The 20,398-nt window shown below is 54.7% G+C and carries 15 protein-coding genes and 1 riboswitch; of the genes, 3 read left to right on the top strand and 12 right to left on the bottom strand.

Going from position 1 to position 20,398, the window contains the following annotated elements; translation table 11 throughout:
* Positions 1-46: 46 nt before the first annotated feature.
* Both HMPREF2842_RS08580 and HMPREF2842_RS08575 read right to left on the bottom strand, forming a co-directional pair.
* Entirely contained in the window at positions 47-1,483 is a 1,437-nt protein-coding gene (locus HMPREF2842_RS08580; RefSeq protein ID WP_070644275.1) for an MFS transporter, read from the bottom strand.
* 160 nt (positions 1,484-1,643) lie between these two features.
* A complete protein-coding gene (locus tag HMPREF2842_RS08575; protein WP_070644271.1) occupies positions 1,644-1,877 on the bottom strand; it encodes a DUF4235 domain-containing protein in 234 nt (77 codons plus the stop codon).
* A 266-nt stretch (positions 1,878-2,143) separates the two neighbouring features.
* A riboswitch (TPP riboswitch) is annotated at positions 2,144-2,244 on the top strand.
* Between the two features lie 58 nt (positions 2,245-2,302).
* Between HMPREF2842_RS08575 and HMPREF2842_RS08570 the strand changes: the two genes are divergently transcribed.
* The 3 genes from HMPREF2842_RS08570 (at position 2,303) to HMPREF2842_RS08560 (ending at position 5,446) form a co-directional block, all read left to right on the top strand.
* Complete coding sequence (locus tag HMPREF2842_RS08570; RefSeq protein ID WP_070644267.1) at positions 2,303-2,947, top strand: ECF transporter S component; 645 nt, start codon at positions 2,303-2,305, stop codon at positions 2,945-2,947.
* An 88-nt stretch (positions 2,948-3,035) separates the two neighbouring features.
* Positions 3,036-4,652: an ABC transporter ATP-binding protein gene (locus HMPREF2842_RS08565; RefSeq protein ID WP_070644264.1), complete on the top strand. Its 1,617-nt coding sequence runs from the start codon at positions 3,036-3,038 to the stop codon at positions 4,650-4,652.
* Positions 4,649-5,446, top strand: a complete 798-nt coding sequence (locus HMPREF2842_RS08560) for an energy-coupling factor transporter transmembrane component T family protein (protein WP_070634204.1) — start codon at positions 4,649-4,651, stop codon at positions 5,444-5,446. The genes HMPREF2842_RS08565 and HMPREF2842_RS08560 overlap by 4 nt, the downstream gene beginning before the upstream one ends.
* A 318-nt stretch (positions 5,447-5,764) precedes the next feature.
* Here the strand turns inward: HMPREF2842_RS08560 and HMPREF2842_RS08555 are convergent, their stop codons facing one another.
* From HMPREF2842_RS08555 to HMPREF2842_RS09135, 10 genes are all read right to left on the bottom strand, one after another.
* Positions 5,765-6,667, bottom strand: a complete 903-nt coding sequence (locus HMPREF2842_RS08555) for an aminotransferase class IV (protein ID WP_049358402.1) — start codon at positions 6,665-6,667, stop codon at positions 5,765-5,767.
* Between the two features lie 216 nt (positions 6,668-6,883).
* A complete protein-coding gene (locus HMPREF2842_RS08550) occupies positions 6,884-8,134 on the bottom strand; it encodes a multidrug effflux MFS transporter (protein ID WP_070644260.1) in 1,251 nt (416 codons plus the stop codon).
* 875 nt (positions 8,135-9,009) lie between these two features.
* The gene (locus HMPREF2842_RS08540) at positions 9,010-9,678 is read right to left on the bottom strand and encodes a nucleoside/nucleotide kinase family protein (RefSeq protein ID WP_070644252.1); all 669 of its coding nucleotides are present in this window, start codon (positions 9,676-9,678) and stop codon (positions 9,010-9,012) included.
* On the bottom strand, positions 9,675-10,154 hold the full coding sequence (locus tag HMPREF2842_RS08535; RefSeq protein ID WP_246823244.1) for a low molecular weight protein-tyrosine-phosphatase: 480 nt from the start codon (positions 10,152-10,154) through the stop codon (positions 9,675-9,677). The genes HMPREF2842_RS08540 and HMPREF2842_RS08535 overlap by 4 nt, the downstream gene beginning before the upstream one ends.
* Before the next feature lie 199 nt (positions 10,155-10,353).
* A complete protein-coding gene (locus tag HMPREF2842_RS08530) occupies positions 10,354-11,928 on the bottom strand; it encodes a pentapeptide repeat-containing protein (RefSeq protein ID WP_070634201.1) in 1,575 nt (524 codons plus the stop codon).
* A 133-nt stretch (positions 11,929-12,061) separates the two neighbouring features.
* On the bottom strand, positions 12,062-13,375 hold the full coding sequence (locus tag HMPREF2842_RS08525; protein ID WP_070634200.1) for a pentapeptide repeat-containing protein: 1,314 nt from the start codon (positions 13,373-13,375) through the stop codon (positions 12,062-12,064).
* A gap of 132 nt (positions 13,376-13,507) precedes the next feature.
* Positions 13,508-15,166, bottom strand: a complete 1,659-nt coding sequence (locus HMPREF2842_RS08520) for a pentapeptide repeat-containing protein (RefSeq protein ID WP_246823243.1) — start codon at positions 15,164-15,166, stop codon at positions 13,508-13,510.
* 783 nt (positions 15,167-15,949) lie between these two features.
* Positions 15,950-17,548 carry a pentapeptide repeat-containing protein gene (locus tag HMPREF2842_RS08515; RefSeq protein WP_070634198.1) on the bottom strand — a complete coding sequence of 533 codons (1,599 nt, stop codon included), beginning with the start codon at positions 17,546-17,548 and terminating at the stop codon, positions 15,950-15,952.
* 161 nt (positions 17,549-17,709) lie between these two features.
* Positions 17,710-18,012: a hypothetical protein gene (locus HMPREF2842_RS08510; protein WP_070644244.1), complete on the bottom strand. Its 303-nt coding sequence runs from the start codon at positions 18,010-18,012 to the stop codon at positions 17,710-17,712.
* Between the two features lie 115 nt (positions 18,013-18,127).
* Positions 18,128-19,864, bottom strand: coding sequence for a pentapeptide repeat-containing protein (locus tag HMPREF2842_RS09135; RefSeq protein WP_168165240.1), 1,737 nt, complete (start codon positions 19,862-19,864; stop codon positions 18,128-18,130).
* Positions 19,865-20,398 lie beyond the last annotated feature (534 nt).

Raw genomic sequence — 20,398 nt, 5'->3', positions numbered from 1 at the left:
GGGGGGGGGGGGGGGGGGGGTGCAGGACGCTTAGCCCCACGACGCCTTACTGGGCTGCCTTGTCGCGGCGCTTCTGTTCACGCTTCTGCTCGCGGCGAGCCGCACGCATACGCAGCGGACCGGGCGCCTTCACCGGCAGCAGCAGGAGCAGACCCGCCACCACAACGATCAGAATACCGAGCACACCCCAAATCTGCGCGCCCATGATGCTCACGCACAGACCGAACAGCATCGGTGCCAGGAAGCTAGTGGCACGACCGGTGGTCGAGTACAGGCCGAACAGCTCACCCTCAGTACCGGGGTCCGCCAGACGCGCCAGGAAGGTGCGGGACGCCGACTGCGCCGGACCCACGAACAGGCACAGCAGCAGGGCGCATACCCAGAACACGCCCGGTTCGGGGAAGAACAGCAACGGGGTAGCCGCCAAGATAATGCCGACCAGCGAGATAACAATAATCGCCTTCGGGCCCAGGTAGTCATCCAGGTAGCCGCCCAGGATCGCGCCAGCCGCCGCGACAGCGCTACCGGCAATACCGAACAGGATCACCTCGGAGGTGCTGAAACCGAACGTGCCCGCCGCAAGAATACCGCCGAACGTAAAAATACCGGACAGACCATCACGGAACACCGCCGAAGCAATCAGGAACCACAGGGTCTGAGGGGACGTCATCTTCAGCCGCTTAATGGTGCGCCACAGTGCCTTGTAGGAGGCGAGCAGACCGCCCTGACGAGCCGGGGAGAGACGCTCCATACCGAGCTCCAGGAAACGCAGTTCGCGGGTGGGCAGCACCTCCGGCAGGAAGCGCTCGCGGGTACGCATACGCACCAGCAGGGGCACACAGAAGATGAGGCACCATGCGGCGGCGAACAGCGCAACCGCACGGATATTCAGGGCGTTATCGGTGGTCAGACCGAGCACCTCGGGGGTCAGCACAAAACCCCACAGCACCACAGCCAGCGCCAGGATGCCGCCAATGTAGCCGGCAGCCCATCCGGCGCCCGAAATCTTACCGATGTTCTCCGGGTGGGAGATGCGCGGCAACACCGCGTTATAGTTCACGTACGCGAACTCGCTGAACACGCTCGCCGCAGAAATCAGCGTGACACCCAGCCACAGGTACTGCGGGGTGGGGCCCACGAAGAAGCACGCCGCCATCGAACCGACCAGCAGCATGGTATTCACGCCAAGCCAGAAGATGCCCCTGCCGGACTTGTCGTTACGCTGACCGGTCACCGGCGCCAGGATCGCAATGAGGAAACCGGCAATGGTCAGACCCAGCGACAGCGCCGAAGAAGTCTCTTCGGGGGAGCCGAAGTAGCTGCTGGTCAGATAGACGGTGAAGATGAAGGTCGTCATAATCGAGTCGAAGCTCGACGAACCAACATCCCACATGACCCAGGATGCGACCGAGCGGCGGCTGTTCGCGTGGTCAACGACCCTACGCGGAGCCTTCGTCTTACGGCGGGGAGAAGAAATAGTCATAGTTGTGCTTTCGGATGCCGAGGTGGCGCTTCAGGGTAGCGGCGGCATGAAACCTGCTGAAGTAGAGCGGGCGTGCTGAAGAGGGAACACCAGGCGGTACGTACCGAGTGGAGATACGTACCGCCTAGTTCATGAACTTTCGCGCGGAAGGCGCAAAGTCTTAGTTGAAGAAACGACGCTGCAGGCGAGCAATACCGAAGCTCACCACAGCACCCGCGACGGAGGTCAGAACGGTCCAGAGGATGACCTGACGCAGGGTATCTTCAGAGTCGTGGGAAATGGCGGGAGGCTGGTTGCCGGTAGCCTTGGTCCAGGCTGCGCCCAGGCCCTTACCAACCAGGGCAGCAGCGCCCATGTTGATACCCGCAATAGCAAGCTTAGCGACGGGGTTCATGTGTATCTCCTTAGCTGTATACGATGCGGCGTCCTGCCCGTGAACCCCTTCGGGGTTGGGTGAGAAAAGAGCGCCACTCCCTAGCGTATAGGGTTTAAGGCGTTCGTGCCGCCTTGGAGCCTCTCCGTCCCAAAATTGTACACCGTGCAATTCTGGAATGCGGGCAGAAGAAGGGAACAAAAAGCGGCAAATTGGCGCGAACAGCCAGACACGCCTACAATCGAACCTGGGCTTCCACCCGCGCCACAACGGTACGGACAAGGAACTCCACACGACAGGGGAGCGCCACCGAGGCGCTGAGAGTGCTAAGCAGACCCTCGAACCTGATCCGGTTAGTACCGGCGTAGGGAGTCGAATTTCTTCTCAATGCCCTCGTCCAATCAGAGGGCGAGGACATTCCCCTTCCAACGACGGAAGGATCACCAATGTCACAGAACGCAACCCCCGCCTCCCAGGCATCAAACCATGCATCTACCCAGGCAGAAGCGAAGAAGCCGAACCTGCGCTGGCGAGTCAACGAAATCGTCATCGCCGCAGTTATCGCAGTAGCCTGCGCCGTCATCTTCTGGATCTGGGACATCGCAGTCGGCCCCGCCGCCAAAACTGCACTCGTAGCAGCACCCGAATTCCGCCCCATCGTCGCCGGCGCATGGCTGCTCGGCGGTACCCTCGGCGGCCTGCTCATCCGCAAGCCCGGTGCCGCACTCTTCGGCGAAATCGTCGCAGCATTCATCTCCGTACTTTTCACCGGCGGCGCGTGGAGCGGCGAAATCCTGATCGCGGGCCTCTTCCAAGGCCTCGGCGCTGAAATCGCCTTCGCAATCTTCCGCTACCGTCGCTGGGACGCATTCGTAGCAGTCTTCGCCGGTGCGCTCAGCGGCCTGTTCATGGGTGTTAACGAAATCTTCATCTACTACCCCGACATGGAACCGGTCAAGGCAATCATCTACGTAGCATGCTCCGTCATCTCCGGTGCAATCATCGCAGGCTTCCTCGCATGGATCCTCGTGCAGAACCTCGCCAAGACCGGTGTGCTCTCCTCGCTGGCATCCGGCAAGACCCGCCGCTAACCGCCAGCAACTAGCCACCAACTAGTCACTCACCACGAGTCACCACTCGGCACACTACAGCAGCCACACAAAAGGCTAAGGAACCATCATGGAAGCAACACCGCGCGGGGCGCGCATCGAGCTCAACAACTTCAGCTGGCACCACCCCGGCCGCCCAGAACCCGTCATCAGCGGACTCAACCTCACCATCAACCCCGGTGAAAAAGTCCTGCTACTGGGCACCTCCGGCGCCGGCAAATCGACGCTCCTGCACGCCATCGCCGGTGTGCTCCACGATGACGACGGCGAATCCGCCGGCGGCACCATCACCATCAACGGGCAAGCCCCCGCCGAAGCGCGCGGCACCGCAGGCATGATGCAGCAGGACCCCGAATCCTCCATCGTCATGGCAACCGTCGGCAACGACGTAGCCTTCGGCCCCGAAAACCTGCGCGTACCCCGCGAAGAAATCTGGGGCCGCGTCACCGAAGCCCTCACCGCAGTAGGACTCAACCACCTGCCCCTCGACCACCCCAGCAGCGCACTGTCCGGCGGACAGAAGCAGCGCCTCGGCCTGGCGGGCATCCTCTCGATGCACCCCGGCGCCATGATCCTTGACGAACCCACCGCCAACCTCGACCCCTCCGGCGTGCAGGAAGTACGCGACAGCATCCTTGCCGCCGCGCAAGCCACCGGAGCGACCCTGCTCGTCGTAGAACACCGCGTGAGCATCTGGGCGCCGCACATGGACCGCATTATCGTGCTCGGCGAAGGCGGCACCATCACCCACGACGGCGTACCCGACACCGTACTCACCGAAGCCCGCCAAGACCTCATCGACGCGGGCGTGTGGGTACCCAACTACGTGCCGCGTGCACCGCAGACCGGTAATATTGCGGGCGGTGAAAACGAGGGCGGCGAGGCGCTACTGCGCGCCGAAAACCTCAGCATCACCCGCGCACAACCCACCCCCAAACAACGACGCGCACGCCGACGCACCATCAAACGCCTCGGCGACACCCCCGCACCCGCACCCACCGACCTGCCCGTCCTGCGCAGCGGCATCAACCTCACCCTGCACGCCGGCGAACACCTCAGCGTGCTCGGACCCAACGGCGCCGGCAAATCAACCCTAGCCCTCACCCTCGCAGGGCTCCTCACCGCACCCGACGGCACCCTCACCGCCACCGACGCGCTCCGTAATTACGACGGTAACCACGGCGGCGAGCGCGCCCACTGGGACGTGCCCACCTGGACCCCCGCCCAAATGCTCAGCCGTATCGGCTACGTCTTCCAAGAACCCGAATACCAATTCATCCGCGGAACCGTACGCGAAGAACTCGAACTCGGCCCCCGCCGACTCGCCGCACTCACCCGCAACCCCCTCGACGAAGACGACCTCACCGCCCGCACCAACGAACTCGCAACCCGCCTACGCCTCACCCACCTACTCGACGCCAATCCCTTCACCCTCTCTGGCGGCGAAAAACGCAGGCTCTCCGTTGCCTCCGCACTCGCCACCGCACCCAAAATCCTCATCCTCGACGAACCCACCTTCGGCCAAGACGCACGAACCTGGGCAGAACTCGTCGACCTCATCCGCGAACTACTCGCAGGCGGCACCGCCGTCATCTCCATCACCCACGACGAAGACTACACCGCCGCACTCGGCGGCAACCACATCACCCTCGAAGCCACCGCAACCCCCGGAAAGGAGAACGCATGAACACCGACTTCTTCGGCACCATCGACCGAACCAGCTACTTCAGCAACCTCAACGCCGGCGTAAAACTCATCGTCTCCTTCGCCCTCATCATCGCCGCACTCATCGTGCGCGACCCCCTCACCTCCGGAATCCTCTTCGCCCTCGAACTGCTCGGATTCATCCTCGTCGGATTCCGACCCGTCAACGTCCTCGCCCGCTTCTGGCCCATCCTCATCGCCGTCATCACCACCGGCTGGTCCGTCGCCATGCTCAGCGCCAAAAGCGGCACCACGATCCTCGACCTCGGCTTCAACAGCATCACCACCGACTCCGCCGCCGTCGGCGCAGCCATGATGATCCGCTCCCTCGCCATGGTCCTACCCACCCTCGCATTCGTACTCACCACCGACCCGACCGACCTCGGTGACTCCCTCGCACAAACCTTCAAACTACCCTCCCGGTTCGTGCTCGCCACCGTCGCCGCCCTGCGCCTCGTCGGCATCCTCTTCGCCGAATGGAACGCCCTCGGCCAGGCACGACGCGCCCGCGGACTCGGCGCGGGCCAATCCCTCGCCGGACGAGCCCAAACCTTCGGCGGACAAAGCTTCGCCCTGCTCGTGCAGGCCATCCGCCGCGGCTCCCGCCTGGCCATCACCATGGAGGCGCGCGGCTTTGGCGCGGGCGAACGCACCTGGGCGCGCGTACCCTCGTATTCGCGCCGTGACGTGCACGTGAGCATTGCCGCCGCCGTCATCATTGCTGTTGCGTACGGTGCATCTATTGCTGCGGGTACGATTCAGTTCCTCTGGGGCTAGTTCGTTCTTACAGTAGGTTGCGGTTTCGTTTTCGTGACCCCGCTTGGGAAGCGGTATCCGCCCTCGTTCCTACAGGGGCACCCGTCCTCGCTTCGCTTCGGACACCCTGATGTCACTACGGGCGATACCGTCTTCCCACGCTGGGCTACGGAGGCGCCCGCACTCTTCCTTCGCTCCTACAGGGAACCCGCCCTCGCAGAGCTCGGGCACCCTGATGTCGCTTCAGGAAGGTACGACACCTCCGCACTTGGTCTGCAGACAGCACAAAGGGACGGCACCATCCTCGCTCGGATGGCACCGTCCCCTTTTCGTATGCGATTAGCTCTGCTGCGCCAGGTAGTTCAACAGCGTGGCGGTCAGCTCCGGGTCGTGTGCCAGCGCCGTGCCGTTCAGGTGAGTCACCGGCGCAATCAGACGCACCGACGAAGCCAGCCACACGCCGTCCGACTCGAACAAATCCTGCGGGTAGAGCGGCCCGAAGCCCAGTTCCCAGCCTGCCTGGCGTGCCGCCTCGAACACCGCACCCTGCGTGGTGCCGGGGAGGATGCCGTGGCTCGGCTCAGGCGTGTACAGTACCTTCTTGCCGTCCTCAATCTTGGCAACCAGCACCGAGGAGGTGGCGCCCTCCAGCACGCGACGCTCGTCGGTGATGAAGATAGCGTCGTCCGCGCCGCGCTCCTGCACGTACCGCAGAACCGCCATGTTCACCGCGTAAGAGAGGGTCTTCGCGCCCGCCAGCAGCCACGGGTAGGCGCTGTTGTCCATCGGCTCGTGGCCGCGCGGCAGCAGCATCGCCTTCACACCCTCGGTGCGGCGCTTCACGATGGAGGCGGGCACCGGCGACGCCATAATCAGCGTGTACGGGCCCGGCTGCATGGAGGTCACCGCCTGGGTGGGGCCGCGCGAAATAATAATCTTCACGATGTGCTCTTCACCCAGGGCAGTCTCGGCACCGGCGGCAGCCTCACGCATGAGGCGCTCCACCGCCGAACGCAGAATCTCGGGCTCCGGGTCGGGCAAATCCAGCATGCGCGCCGACGACTCGAGGCGGGACAGGTGCATGCCGAGCTTACGCACGCGACGGTTGACGGACAGCATGGTTTCGAAGACGCCGTCGCCGCGGGTGAAGCCCTGATCATCAACGCTGATGAGGGGCACGGACGGGTCGACGAAGATGCCCTGCGGGTTCTGCTCGTTCAGAAGAATTACGGTACTAGACATAGTTTTATTGTACGTTCGGGTCGCTAACCGGCGCGGGAAGACGGTATCGCCCGTAGTGACATCAGGGTGCCCGAGCTCTGCGAGGGCGGGTCCCCTGTAGGAACGAGGGCGAATACCGCCTCCCGAGCAACGCTAAAGGCAACAGCAAAGCCCCGGATGTGCAACCCACATGGGTCGCCCATCCGGGGCTTTAGCTATACAAAAATCAACAACAGGCTAGTGATCCGCCGCCGGGGCTGCGTGGCTCTCGCCGTCAGCCGAGTAGTCCGAATCCTTACGCGGCGTAGTCCACAGCACCAGCGCCGTCAGGACCGCGAAACCAAAAATGGAGAAGCCCATCGGCAGGTACTCATGCTCACCGGCAAACGACACCAGCGGCGCCGCCAACGCACCCAGCATCGCCTGAACCGTACCCATCACCGCCGAAGCACTACCCGCCATGTGGCGCGCCTCGTTCAACGCCAACGCCGAAGCATTACCAAAAATCAGGCCGCACGAGCTGGTCAGCAGGAACAGCAGAACCAACGTCGGCACCAGCGAAATACCGACAAGGAAGCTAACCAACAGCAGCGAAGACACCACCAGCAGGCTCACCACGCCGACATTCACGATGCGACGCTGCGCCACACGACCCACCAGCTTCGTCGCAATCGCGCTGAACAGCACAATACCAATCGAGTTCACACCGAACACGATCGTGAACTCAGTCTCGGACATGCCCAGAATCTTCTGCAACACAAACGTCGAACCGGAAATATACGAGAACAGCGCACCAAACGCGAAGCACATCGTCAGCATGAAACCCAGGTAGCGGCGAATCTTGAAGACCTTCGGCAGCTCCGAGTACACGCTCAGGGCGGTGCCCTGGTAGCGTTCCTCCACCGGCAGGGTCTCCTTAATCACGAAGATCACGCCGAGCATCATGATCGCGGTAATCACGCCAAGCACATGGAAAATATCGCGCCAGTTACCCCACGACAGCACCCAGCCACCAAACAGCGGCGCAAGCACCGGCGCGAAGCCGTTAATCATCATCATGACGCCCATGAGCTTAGCGGTCGCCAGACCCTCAGTCGTATCAGCCACGATAGAACGCGCCAGCACCGCACCAATCGAACCGGTGAAGCCCATCATGAAACGCGCAAAAATCAGCAGCTCAATATTCGGCGCAAAACCACACGCCACCGTCGCAATAAAGCAGATGACCGCACCAATCAGCAGCGGCTTGCGGCGGCCCGTCTTATCCGATAGGGGACCCACAATCAGCTGGCCGAGCGCCATACCCACCATGAACCCGCTCAACGTCAGGGAGGCGTTCGTGCTGGTGGTGTTCAGGTTCTCAGCGACCGCAGGCAGCGCCGCCAGGTACATGTCCGTAGCGAGCGGTGCGATAGCGGTCAGCAGCGCCAGAACTACGATAAAAATGGGCGAGAGCCCGAATGAGGTCTTAGTCGACTTCGAAGACATATGTCTTAGTTTTTCTTTCTGTGTGATGCGCGTGCAACGGCGCCTGCGGCCCTAAAACATGGATGCAGCGGTGCCTGATCCGGGTGAATTTGCGCAGGCTAGAAGCACAACTTGTACACCCTAGCAGAATTGGGTGTGGCTTCGTAAGTTAAATTTTTAACTTTTTGAGCCGGGAGGGGCACTCCGTTTGGTTCCTTTGTGCATGGTTCCTTCGTGTTTGGTTCGCTTGGATGGTTCCGCTTGGCATGCGGTATTCGCCCTCGTTCCTACAGGGGACCCGCCCTCGCAGAGCTCGGGCACCCTGATGTCACTACGGGCGATACCGCCTGCCTGCGTAGGTACAGCAAAGGGACGGTGTTATCCTCGCTCCTACAGGGGCACCCGTCTTCGCTTCGCTTCGGACACCCTGATGTCGCTTACGGATAACACCGCCCCTTGAGTGGTTTGGCTAGCCTGCCGCTCAGTCCCCCCAGCGCTGAAGAAATATTTGAGAAATATTCTTGAGAAGCATTGCTAGACCCAACGGCATAACTTACGTTGGTCATACCACGCGATACGACCGGAGGGAGCACCTCAGATGCGCAACCACTATTACAAATATTTGCTATGCATCCTGCTGCTCATAGCTTGCGTCTTGCTCATAATCTTTGCCGTGCTTTCTAGCAACAACCCGGGTAGCGAAAAAGACGGCATTACCTCCACGCACGCGCCGAGCAATACCTCAACCTACTGGGATAAAGACCGCATGGAATCCGCTAGCCCGGCTCCCATGCCCGAATAAAACAGCGCCTGAATAAAACTGCCTCTAAATAGCCGTAGGGCCCAATGCTTCGAGATACACAAAGCATTGGGCCCTACTGTCTTGTAGGCGGCTGCTACTGCGCCGCGCTGTCGTAGATGAAGTCCACGGTCGCGTAGTCCTCCGGGATTTCGGCGAGCAGCGCCTCCTCCTGCTCCGCCCAGCGCTCCCAGTGCGGGCGGAACGTGTCACCGTCACGAGCCATGGCGCGTTCGTAACGCACCTCGTCCGGGGCGGAGGCGAGAATACGCACCTCGCAGGCGCCCGCAATCGCGCCGACACCCTCACAGATAATGACCTGCGTAGCCGCCGGGTCGACGGTGCGCACCTCACCGGGGGCGCCCGCCTCCCAATCCCACAGGGTGTAGGTTCCGGCAATACCTTCGGTCAGCTGCACGGATAGCGCGTCCCACGCCTCCACGCCGTCGAAGAGACCGTCCCAGCCGGGGTAGAAGTCGTCCAGGTGCAGCACGTGCACGCTGTGCTCGGCGGCGGTGAGCTCCTGCTCAAGCTGCGCGGCGAGGCTGGTCTTGCCGGTGCCGCTGCGGCCGTCAATGCCAATAATCAGCGGGATCTGCGCGAAGTCGGCAAGGAACTGCGCACGGAATTCGGCGAATTCGGCGGTGTCCATGTCAAAGTCGTTGCCGATGCCATGCTCCAGGCGCAGCATGTCTTTGCAGAGCTCCAGGATTTCGGTGGTGCCGGTGACGCGGCGGTTCTGGTTTAGGGGGATACGCTGGCTCACTGCGCGTCGCCTTCCTGTTTGAGGTGGTTGATGAGGCCGCGTGCGGCGGCGTCAATGAGGCCGGTGGTGTACACGAAGTCGCGTTCGCTACCGTACCAGGGGTCGTAGATGCCGAGCTGGTCCAGGTGGGTGGTGGTGACCTTCGGGTCAAAGCTGCGCATCATACGGATCTTGGCTTTGTCCTCGTCGTTGCGGGCGAGGGCTTTGAGGCGCAGGTAGTGGGGTGCGTCCATGGCGAGGATGAGGTCGTTGCGGTCGAAGTCCTCGACGGTGAAGACGCTGGCGCGGTGCGCGGACGGGTCGATACCGCGGGCGGTGAGCTGCGCGGCGGCGCGCGGGTCGATGCGGTTGCCTTCTTCTTCGTTGCTGATGCCGCTGGAGGTGACGGTGACGGGCACGCCGGCTTCTTGGGCGTGCTGGCGGATGAGGTATTCGCCGACGGGGGAGCGGCAGATGTTGCCGGTGCAGACAGTCATGATTCGGTACATGGTTCTAGTGTATCGGTGGGGTAGCGGGTGGTTGGGCGCGGCGGGTGATTGCGGCGGTTCTTTGGGCGGCACGGTGATGGGCGGAGGCGCTCGCCGGTGGGCTGCCGCCGCCGGGCTGTCGCTACCAGACCCGGGCGCGAAAAGGCCCCGCCGATGAGGGGCCGGCGGGGCCTTTTAGAGGTGGATATTATTCGGTGGGTTCTTCCGGTTTGGGTGCGGGCAAAGGCTCGGGGTCAAAAAGCTCACAACCAGCAGGAACAGTGAATACCCTGCCGTCAGCTACAGTAATCTGCTCGGTTTCAAATAGGGTGTTATCCGTTGACATTTTGAACTCATATTTATCTGGGGGATTCTGATAAGAAAAACGAGTCTGGCTTGAAAAAGACATGAACTGTAATTTTTGTTGGCTGGAGATTTTTTCTATGAATTTAATAGGCCCATAGAAAATAACCCTGTTGAAATCTAGACTTTCTTTGAAAATAGTTTCAACAAAATATGTACTTCCTTTAAATATGGTGCGGATAAAGGATGGGGGATATTTAAATATAGCATCATCAAAAATTACGGTATCTTCGAAAGTTGTGTCGAGAAAATATGCGGAGTCTTTAAATTTGGTGCTATTGAATAATGTGCGGTATTTGAAAGTTGTATCACTAAAGGATGTGCTTTTTTCAAAAGTGCTGCCAATGAAAGATATAGAGCTTTTAAATACTGCATCTTTAAATAAAGCTGTCTCTTTGAAAGTTGCCAAAGCGTAAGATGCGGAATCTTCAAAAGCGGAACCCTCGAATGAAACAAACCCCTCAAATATGGCTAGATTGAATGAAACTGATTTCTCACCGGGGAAGCTGGTGTGTAGACTATCCTTTTCAAAGATGGCATCCTTGAAAGAAACATAATTTTTAAAAGTGGAGTTATTAAAGGAAACGGTTTTGCTGAATACTGCTCCCGAAAAAAGAAGTTGAGAGTTTATGATGCTATCATCAAGATTAACTTTATATGGAAAATATGCCTGAGAGAAATCGTAAGTAAAATCTGACCACAGGCCTTCCTCTACGATAACTTCTTCATCTTCAAAGTGTCTGATGCCAAGCCGATTTACAATTTCCTTCACGATGGTGTTACGCACATCTTGCTCTTCACGGAACTGATCCCGCTTGGTCAAGAAATTTTTCCTCTCCTCTTCTGAAATTTTTGTTTCCGGTTCTTTCTCCCCAAAAAGCTTCCGGTCTTCTACGTAAGGGAAAGGAGCGCGTACATAGGCGCATAGATTATTAATAATTACCTGGCCTTCTTTTTGTGCCTCTTCTGGTTTAATGGCATCGTCTGCAAGCCACTCATCAACCAAGCCTACGAGGGTATAGATACCGCCCAGTCGGACAGAAGCTTTCTCATTAGCCAGCTGTTCTACAGCTTTGGTGTAGCGGCTGCGGCGTTCGGCGTGTACTTGGCGAATGTGATCATTCTTGTTCTTCTGGATGTCATCCTCGACCTTGCGGCGGTCGACCTGGTTCTTCCAGCTAGTCTGAAGAAGAGTCAGAATCGCAATAATTCCACCCGTGATGTAGAGGAAGTGTAAGCGTAAATCAGAGATAGACTTCTGTTCTGCTTCGCCGGAGAGTCCACTCTGGCGTAGCCAACTAGTGTTGGAAGGGACCCAAAGGGCAGCTGCGCCTCCAGCAAGCCCGAGCAAGACGAGTATTGGGAAGAACCAGCGAATATAAAAAGGTGGCTTCTTTATTGAGGTTTCATTGTCCGCCAAGACAATCTCCTATCTTCGGTGAAAGGAACGGTCACCTTTCAGCATAGTGCACAAGCTACCTAACAGAGACTTCTGAAGGCTACAAGCAAAGGCCCCGCCAGTATAAGGCTGGTGGGGCCTTCAAGAGTGAGTACTATTTGGCTTTGCCTATCGGCTTTGAGGTATCACTTACGTGGGTATATTTTTCTTCCTTGGAACTCCAAGACTTTGGGTCAAAGAGTCGGGATCCGATTGGTATTTCTTGGGTGCAGCTATTACCCGATTTATCAATCAACTCTGCTACCTCAAGTTGGATATTATTTGAGTGTGTTGAAAAATTAGAATCCTCTTTGCAAGTAAAATAAGATGAATCGAAATTTGGTTCGGTAGAAAAGTTGGATGATTCAAAGGTTGCTTTTATGTAGAAATATACTTCATTAAAATTTGCCTTTTGCTCAAAAAATGTCTTCGAGAAGTCTGCACTGTAATTTGCAGATATGATATTTCGGGGGATAGAGGCATATCTTATGGTTTCTCTAAGCTGATTCTTCATGCCCCTTAGTTCTGCATTGGTGCTAAGAGGCCTACCCAGTCTGGTAGAGGAAAAATCTGCAGGTCCATAAAATTTAGAATTGTCAAACTTTGAACGAATGTAGAAATCTGAACCAGTAAACTTTGTCTCTCCGTAAAAATTACTGCGGGAGAAAGAAGCGAGTTTGTAGAAATTTGATTTTTGAAAATCTGCATTCATAAACACTTTGTCGTCTAGTGGGTAAAAAATAGGGGAATCTGAAAAGTCAAATTTTAAATCCGTCCATAAGAGATTCTTTTGATTTTTCGGGTTTATTCTATTGCTCATTTCGCTGAAGATTGTTTGGCGTATCTTCGCTTCGTCTGAAGGAGCAGCTCCAGATTCAAGGTCTATACTGGTTAATCCATTTGGTATTGAACGGATATATGCACAAAGGTTATTGATAATAACCTGTCCTTCTTTTTGACGTTTCTGGGGCTGGAGATTTTTATCCGCAAGCCACTCATCCGTTAATCCAACGAGCGTATAGACTCCACCTAGACGAATAGCTGCATTCTCGTTGGCCAACTGCTCAACGCCTTTGGCATAGCGGCCACGACGTTCTGCATGTACTTGGCGGATATGATCGCGTTCGTTCTTGTTCTTCTCATGAGTGTTTTTACGATGGTTTTCCCATAACGTGAGCATTGTGAGCGCACCCGCGAATACTGCGAGGATAGCCTGGCGTACAGAAGCAACAGAGTTACCTTGATGCTCGAGTCCCGAGATGTTCTGCGGGACGTAGAAGGCACAGATAATCCCGACAAGGGCCAGAAGGATAAGGGTTATATAAAACCAATTCTTTGAATACTTCCTTGCGCACCAGATAATAAGTCTTTTCCACCATGGAGGGCGAGTCTGCAAAGAGTCTTCGGCGCTATCCACCATTTTTGTCATAGTCTCTAATTCTCCTGTCTCCGCTGAGAGGAATGGTCACCTTTCAGCATAGGGCAAAACTGTCTGACATGCGCTTCTATTGGTCATAAACAAAGGCCCGCCACACATTCAATGCGGCAGGGCCTCTGGATATTACTGCGCGGGCTCACTCAGGCGCGTGTATTCTTTCTGCTGTTCATCCCAGGAAGACGGGTTGAATAGCACCGTACCGACCGGGATACTGCAGCGCACACTGTCTAGCTCTGCTGTGCCTAGCGGAATAGGCTGGCTGCCCTCGTGCACCGCGAAATTATGCGCCTCTTGACCATCGGACAGTGCAGCGAACCGAGTACTATACATTTCATTCGATTCTTCGTTTTTAATCGTGAAGAAAGGTGGGATTTTTGTGAAAGATGCGTCACAAAAATCCACATTTCGCATAAAGATTGTTCCAATGAAATCTGTACCTGCATCAAAGGTGGCCTTGTTAAAGTCTGCTCTTTGCGTAAAATTAGCCTCGCTAAAGTCTGTGTTCTGGGTGAAAGTTGCCCCACTGAAGATTACTTCTTGAGCGAAGGACGCTTTGCTGAAATCTACCTTTTGAGCGAAGGTTGCGCCAGTAAAATATGCTTTCTGCATGAACTGAGCCTTGCCAAAGTAGCTCCTACTGAATGTTGCCCAATCAAAGTGTGCGTTATGGGTAAAATAGGCTCCTTCAAAGTGTAAAATTCTGGGGAAATCTACCCAGCTAAAGTCCGCTTCATGGACAAAAATCACCTTGCTAAAATCTGCACTTTGGGCAAAAGTTGCACTACGGAAATCTGCTTTAAGAACGAACTTTGTCCAGCGGAAATCGGCGGTGTGCATAAAACGGGTCCAACTGAAATGTGCCTGGTGAGCAAAACTGGCATCGCTGAAATTTGCTTTACCGAAAAAAGTAGTGCCGATGAAATCTGATTCTTCGAGGAAAGTTGCCTGTGAAAAATTTGGGTTTTCCAAGTGAAGGTTAGATAAAGAGTAAAAAATGTCGGATTTAACAAAGTTAAATTCAAAGTTGCTCCAGGTTCCATGGACTATTTTATTGCCGTCGAATTTATCAAATGCGCTAACTCTCTTACTTATTTCAGTAAAAATAGTTCGTCGCACCTCTTGTTCTTCTTGAATTTTTGTCTTATTGATGGGGAAAGAATTGGAGTGGTTTTCCGTGTTCTTTTCTTTTAGGGCCCTATTCTCAATAGTATATTGCTCCCTTATAAGAGGGAACGGTGAACGAATATAAGCACAAAGATTATTAATAATAACCTGTCCTTCTTTCCGGCGCCCTTGTAGGCTAATGCTCATATCTTCAATCCACTCATCGACCAAACCCACAAGGGTGTAGATACCGCCCAGACGGACGGCTGCTTTCTCATCAGCTAGCTGCTCGACGGCCTTGGTATAGCGGCTGCGGCGCTCTGCATGAACCTGGCGGATATGGTCGCGCTCGTTCTTCTCGGCGTCCTGCTCATTCTTCTTGATATCCGCATCAATTTTGAGACGGTCACCCTGGTTCTTCCAGTTAGTCTGCAGAAGAGTCAGAACCGCAATAATACCGCCAGTGACGTACAGCAGATGCAGGCGCAACTGATCTGAACTGCCAGAGCTCATGCCGCAGTGCAACCAGAGAACCCAAGGCAGAATGAGCGCAGCCGCAGCGCCGCCCAGGCCAAAGCTAATGAGGAGCTTAATAAAGTGCCGGATATACCAAGGCTTCTCCTGAGCTTTCGGGATTACCTGGCTTTCTGGAATGGATGATGCGTTATTGCTGGGCACTAGATTCTCCTGTCCTCTCTGATAGGAACGTTCACCTTCCAGCATAGGGTAAAGCTGCTCGCCGTGAGGTGCGCCCGGTCATCAACGAGAACTTCGCCAGTATGAGATGCACAGGCGATGCTTTTGCTGTCCGCGGCAGACGAAGCAGGTATGAGAACCCTCAAAATAGGCGATATTGTTCCTTGCGACGGATACAATAGTGGCGGAATTAGTGCTGTCGTGTTGTTATGTCTTAAGAATTGCGCTAAATTATTAGGTATACGGTCATACGTACAGGAAATGTCCTTATGTGCAATGACAGTAAAATAAAAGTGGAGCCACCAGCGATGCCGCTAACATCGCGAGTAGCCCCACTCTCAAGAGCCTAGAAGAGGCACGAGGCGACAAACTCACATACCTCAATCAGGCTGGCGAATAGGGTAGCTACATAGCTTCCCCGTTCAACAAGTACCCAAACGCGGTCCTTATCCATAGGAGTACACCTCCTCTCTATTTAGTTAGAGACAACGCGGAATTGCGTTGTCACTGCTGATTTTAGCAGATGGCACACATTCCGCGGATTTTTGCTACCCAATTTAAGTTTGTTTATCTCAGGCATAACCTAATGCCGCTGAAAGGCGATAAACGAATCCGGGTAGCTAAGAATCGAAAAAACCCCGCTAGAGCCTACAGGCCCAGCGGGGTTTTTCGCACCATTTTTATTTTGTACCCAGCTGCTCGATAGCGTCTGCCGCGCACGCAAAGGCCCCGCCACACATTCAATGTGGCGGGGCCTCAAGATAATTACTGCGCAGGCTCACTCAGGCGCGTGTACTCCTTCTGCCGTTCATCCCAGGACGCCGAATCAAAGAGCACCGCCCCGACCGGGATACGGTACCCTACACCGTTCAGCCCGGCTGCACCCAGCGGAATAGGTTGGCTACCCTCGTACACCGCGAAGTTATGCGCCTCCTGACCGGTAGCCTCCGAACCAGTAGACAGCGTAGCGAATCGCGCCCGGTGCATCTCGCCCGAGTCAGCATCCTCAACAGCGAAGACCGGCGGGCTCTTCACGAAAGACACATCGCAGAAATCTACAGTCTGCACAAAGGACGCACCATAGAACTCCGCGCCCGCCTTAAAGGTCACATCACGGAACCCAGCGAGCCCCTCAAACGTAGCCCGGCTAAAGTGCGCATCCCCGTAGAAGGTTGCCGCGTTAAACCCGGCATGCCCCTCAAAGACTGCCTCACGGAACTCCGCAACTCCCGCAAAATCCGTCCTGAAGAAGCTTGCATTACCGCCAAAAGACGACCTAAAGAACCCAGCGTTCCCCTCAAAGGAAGCACCGCTAAAGCCCGCATCCGCCGTAAATGCAGCATCGCGGAAGTCAGCGTGCCCTCCAAAAGAAGCCTCACGGAAGTCCGCATTAGCATTGAAAGACACCCAGCGGAAGAATACATCACCAGCAAAGCGCGCGTTACTAAAGTCAGCCGTTCCCATGAAAGTTACGTCGCTAAAAGGCGCATCCTGGTCAAAGACCGCCCGGGTAAAGTTCGCGTTACCTACAAAAGTTGCCCCGCTGAAATCTGAACCGTTGCAGAACCTCGCCGCAGAGAAATCGGCGTTCTCAAGAGTCAGACCGTCGAGAGGGTAGAAGACGACTGCCCGGCTGAAATCGAACTCAAAGCCGCTCCACGCGCCGGGGACAACAGCCACCTCGCCCTTCTCATTTTCAGCAAGGGTGCTGCTGCGCTTGCTCATCTCAACGAAGACGCTGCGGCGAACATCCTGTTCACCACGAAAAGCCGCCAGATCCGTAGCGAAATCACCCGCATAGTTAGCGGGCGGCGTATCGGATTCAAAAGCTTCTGCCTTGAACGCCCGCGAGAACGGCGAACGAACATAAGCGCAGAGGGCATTGACGATGACCTGCCCCTCCTTCTGCCGCGCATCAACGCTGAGCTGCTCGTCAGCGAGCCACTCATCCACCAGACCCGCAAGCGTGCTGAGGGCGCTTGCACGGACTGCCGGGTTCGGATATGCCAGCTGCTCAACTGCCTTGCTGTAACGGGTGCGGCGCTCGGCATGCACCCGCTGGGGGTGTTTCAGCTTTTTCTGGGCGTTCATGCGGTGGAACTCCCCAAGAAAGAGAACACCCAGAAGGGTGCCGGTGATGAAGAAAATGAACGGCTGAACCTCAAAATAGGTGATGTCAGGATCAAAGGTGAAAGGCATAAAACCCGCCGCGACAATGCCCAAGAGAGCGATAGCCCAAACCCAGGTGTGGAAGCTAGACAGCTTCCCCTTGAAGTTGCCGAACTGCGCGGCGAGCGGGAAAAGCAGAATGACGACTGCGCATGCTATCAGCCAAGCCCACGCGGTGCTGGGTGCGAGATGCATGTGGTTCTCCTGTCATCGTTGAAAGGGGCGGGTCATACTCAGCATAGTGTAAAGCTGCTGGGCTTGGGCAGTTGCTGGTCAAAAGCAAGAACCCCGCCAACGCTAGATGTGCGGGCGGGGTCTGCGTGTGGGGCTTCCCTGACGGTGGGGAGAGCTAGGTTTTATTGTGCGGGCTCACTGATGTGGGTGTAGTCCTGCTTCTCTTCGTCCCAGGAATCCGGGTCGTACAGCACCGCACCGAGAGGGAGAACGAACGTTCTGTTAAGAAGCTCCGCTGCGCCCAGCGGAACAGGCTGGCTACCCTCGTACACCGCGAAGTTATGCGCCTCCTGACCGGCCGAATCTGAACCGGCAGGTAGAGCAGTGAACCGAGCCCGGTACATCTCGCCCGAGTCAGCATCCTCAGCTGCGAAGAGCGGCGGGCTCTTCACAAAAGACGCATTGCAGAAATCTGCAACACCCATAAAAGACGTTCCGCAGAACTCTGTACTTATCTCAAAAACCGCAGGGTTCATTATCTTCGAATGTGGAGATAATGAACCCTGTTGGAATTAGACTGCATTTTAGTTCATAAATGTATCATTTCTGTGTTTCTGGTTGAAATAAACGAGATCCAATGGGTACATATTCCCAGCGATTTTCATCTACCCATTCAGGATGCAATGGATGGACATAATCTTCTTCTAGTTCAAATTCAAATGCGTGTTCATGCTGTTTATTAAATTTTGCGGCAAAGAAAGGAACATGATTAAAGTCTGAATCGGTTGCTGTGTCTTCGTCTAGGTTATTTTCCCATAAATCGTTGTGTGTAGTTAATGTGGTTACGTTTGTTTCAACAAAGTAGGCGGGGCCATAAAATTGTGCATGTGAGAAATGTAGTAGTCCCGTGGTTTTTACATAGTCAAAATTTGCTTCTCCCTTAAATATTGAATTACTGAAATCAATATGTTCGAATGAATCTGAAGAGAATTTTGAATATTCAAATGTTAAATCTCCATGGAATGCAGAGTTGGAGAAGTCTGCTGCATCAATAAAGTGTGTTCTGGTAAAGTCTGAATTTCCGTAGAAAATAGATTTGGAAAAATCTGTATATGTGTAAAAATGGCTATTTGAAAAGTTTGTGTCGCCATAGCAAGTAATATTTTTGAAGTCGGCATTTTCAAAACTCATTGAGGCCAGTGAGTAGAATAATTGTGATCCGGAGAATGAAAAACTAAAGTTGCTCCACGGCCCCTTTTTTATTTCTATATCGTGTGTGTCGATGGAGCAATCGTACTTACCTGCTTCCTCCGCGGTGCTTAGCCGTTTGCTCATCTCTGAAAAAATACTTTGACGGATCTCTTGTTCTTCGCGGAGCCTTACCTTGTCTGAGATTAATTCTCCTTCATATATATCCGGATTAACGCATGTTTCGATATTTTCTCTTTTCTCTGCAAGTGGGAAAGGAGAACGGATATAAGCACAGAGATTGTTGATGATGATTTGTCCCTCTTTTTCTCCATTGTTAGAGTCAACAAGGCTTGTGTCATCCAGTAGCCATTCATCAACGAGACCTACGAGAGTGTATACACCGCCTAAGCGAATTACAGATTTATCGTGTGCAAGCTGCTCAATAGCTTTTGCGTAACGGGCCCGGCGCTCCGCATGCACCTGACGAATATGGTCACGCTCATCCTTTTCATTCTGGGCAGCAAGTTGCTCTCTTTGAGATTTTAGCTGAGAATTGAGTTGTTTCTTAAGGTTATTTTCCTGGGAATTTAATTGATCTACAAGATTCTTTCTTTGTGCTTCTAGCTGTTTTATAAACTGATTATTTTGTTCATCAAATTTAGATTTCTCTATATCATTTTTGCGGCGAGTTTCACTGAGAGTTATAACGCCGAGAAAACCGCCTGTAGCATAAATGATTATCTGGCGTAGTGTGGTGCCTTCACCATCCTTAGCGAAATCATTTGTTATCGCTAGAGGTAATAGAAAAGCGATACTTCCTCCAATGATGGCGATACCAAAAATCCATGAGGTGAAAGTAGAAATTTTTATGTGGAAAGGTTTCTTTATCCATAGAATAGATATAGTTGCGGATATGATAGTTAGTAGGATAGAGAAAGGGAACCAATGAAACGATTGGCTTGAATTCCATTCGCGGAAAAATACTAAATAAATAATCCAAGAAATGGCTGGAATTGCAATAAGCAATGTAAGAGTCAACGCTCGGTGACTATCTTGTTTGCCTGTTATCTGTGAATTTTTTGGAATTTCGGAAGGTACGGGCTCGGAACTATCGGGTGATTTCAGTGAAGTGTCTTGCTCTGACATAAAGTATCTCCTGCTTTGCTCTGAACAGATGGTCCATTCCAGCATAGTGGAGAGAAGCGCATCCATGCATAAGGCACAGGATATTGGATTAGCATGTAGGCATATATCTGTTGTCATCGTGCCCGATAGCCAGCAGAAGTGAGTCTAGCGTCTTTCCCCTGGCCCCAAGTTCCACTCCTTGTCCTAGCCCTCTTTGAAGTAAAGGACGTCGTATCGTCTCTTTGGCGTCTTCAATCTTGAATGTGATAGCTTTGTCAAACCTAACTCAGTCTTTACTCTGGGGGCCGCATATTGAGTGGTTGGTTCTCAGCGCAAGCGGGGTCTGTGTGCGGGAGCTTCCCCGACAGCGGCGGAGAGCTAAATTTTACTGCGCGGGCTCACTCAAGCGCGTGTATTCCTTCTGCCGTTCATCCCAAGAAGTCGGATCGAAGAGCACCGCCCCAACCGGGATACGGCAGCCCACGCCGTTCAGAGCTGCTGTACCCAGCGGAATAGGCTGGCTGTCCTCGTACACCGCGAAGTTATGCGCCTCCT

It is taken from the genome of Rothia sp. HMSC069C10 (assembly GCF_001812205.1).
Lineage (GTDB): Bacteria > Actinomycetota > Actinomycetes > Actinomycetales > Micrococcaceae > Rothia > Rothia mucilaginosa.
Note: the sequence above shows the minus strand (reverse complement) of the source record. Positions and strands in the feature narration are given on the sequence as shown.

Coding starts and splice junctions, on each gene's coding strand:
- HMPREF2842_RS08580 (WP_070644275.1), bottom strand. CDS start 1,483: ATGACTATTTCTTCTCCCCGCCGTAAGACGAAGGCTCCGCGTAGGGTC.
- HMPREF2842_RS08575 (WP_070644271.1), bottom strand. CDS start 1,877: ATGAACCCCGTCGCTAAGCTTGCTATTGCGGGTATCAACATGGGCGCT.
- HMPREF2842_RS08570 (WP_070644267.1), top strand. CDS start 2,303: ATGTCACAGAACGCAACCCCCGCCTCCCAGGCATCAAACCATGCATCT.
- HMPREF2842_RS08565 (WP_070644264.1), top strand. CDS start 3,036: ATGGAAGCAACACCGCGCGGGGCGCGCATCGAGCTCAACAACTTCAGC.
- HMPREF2842_RS08560 (WP_070634204.1), top strand. CDS start 4,649: ATGAACACCGACTTCTTCGGCACCATCGACCGAACCAGCTACTTCAGC.
- HMPREF2842_RS08555 (WP_049358402.1), bottom strand. CDS start 6,667: ATGTCTAGTACCGTAATTCTTCTGAACGAGCAGAACCCGCAGGGCATC.
- HMPREF2842_RS08550 (WP_070644260.1), bottom strand. CDS start 8,134: ATGTCTTCGAAGTCGACTAAGACCTCATTCGGGCTCTCGCCCATTTTT.
- HMPREF2842_RS08535 (WP_246823244.1), bottom strand. CDS start 10,154: ATGACTGTCTGCACCGGCAACATCTGCCGCTCCCCCGTCGGCGAATAC.
- HMPREF2842_RS08525 (WP_070634200.1), bottom strand. CDS start 13,375: ATGACAAAAATGGTGGATAGCGCCGAAGACTCTTTGCAGACTCGCCCT.
- HMPREF2842_RS08515 (WP_070634198.1), bottom strand. CDS start 17,548: ATGCATCTCGCACCCAGCACCGCGTGGGCTTGGCTGATAGCATGCGCA.
- HMPREF2842_RS08510 (WP_070644244.1), bottom strand. CDS start 18,012: ATGGGTGTTGCAGATTTCTGCAATGCGTCTTTTGTGAAGAGCCCGCCG.
- HMPREF2842_RS09135 (WP_168165240.1), bottom strand. CDS start 19,864: ATGTCAGAGCAAGACACTTCACTGAAATCACCCGATAGTTCCGAGCCC.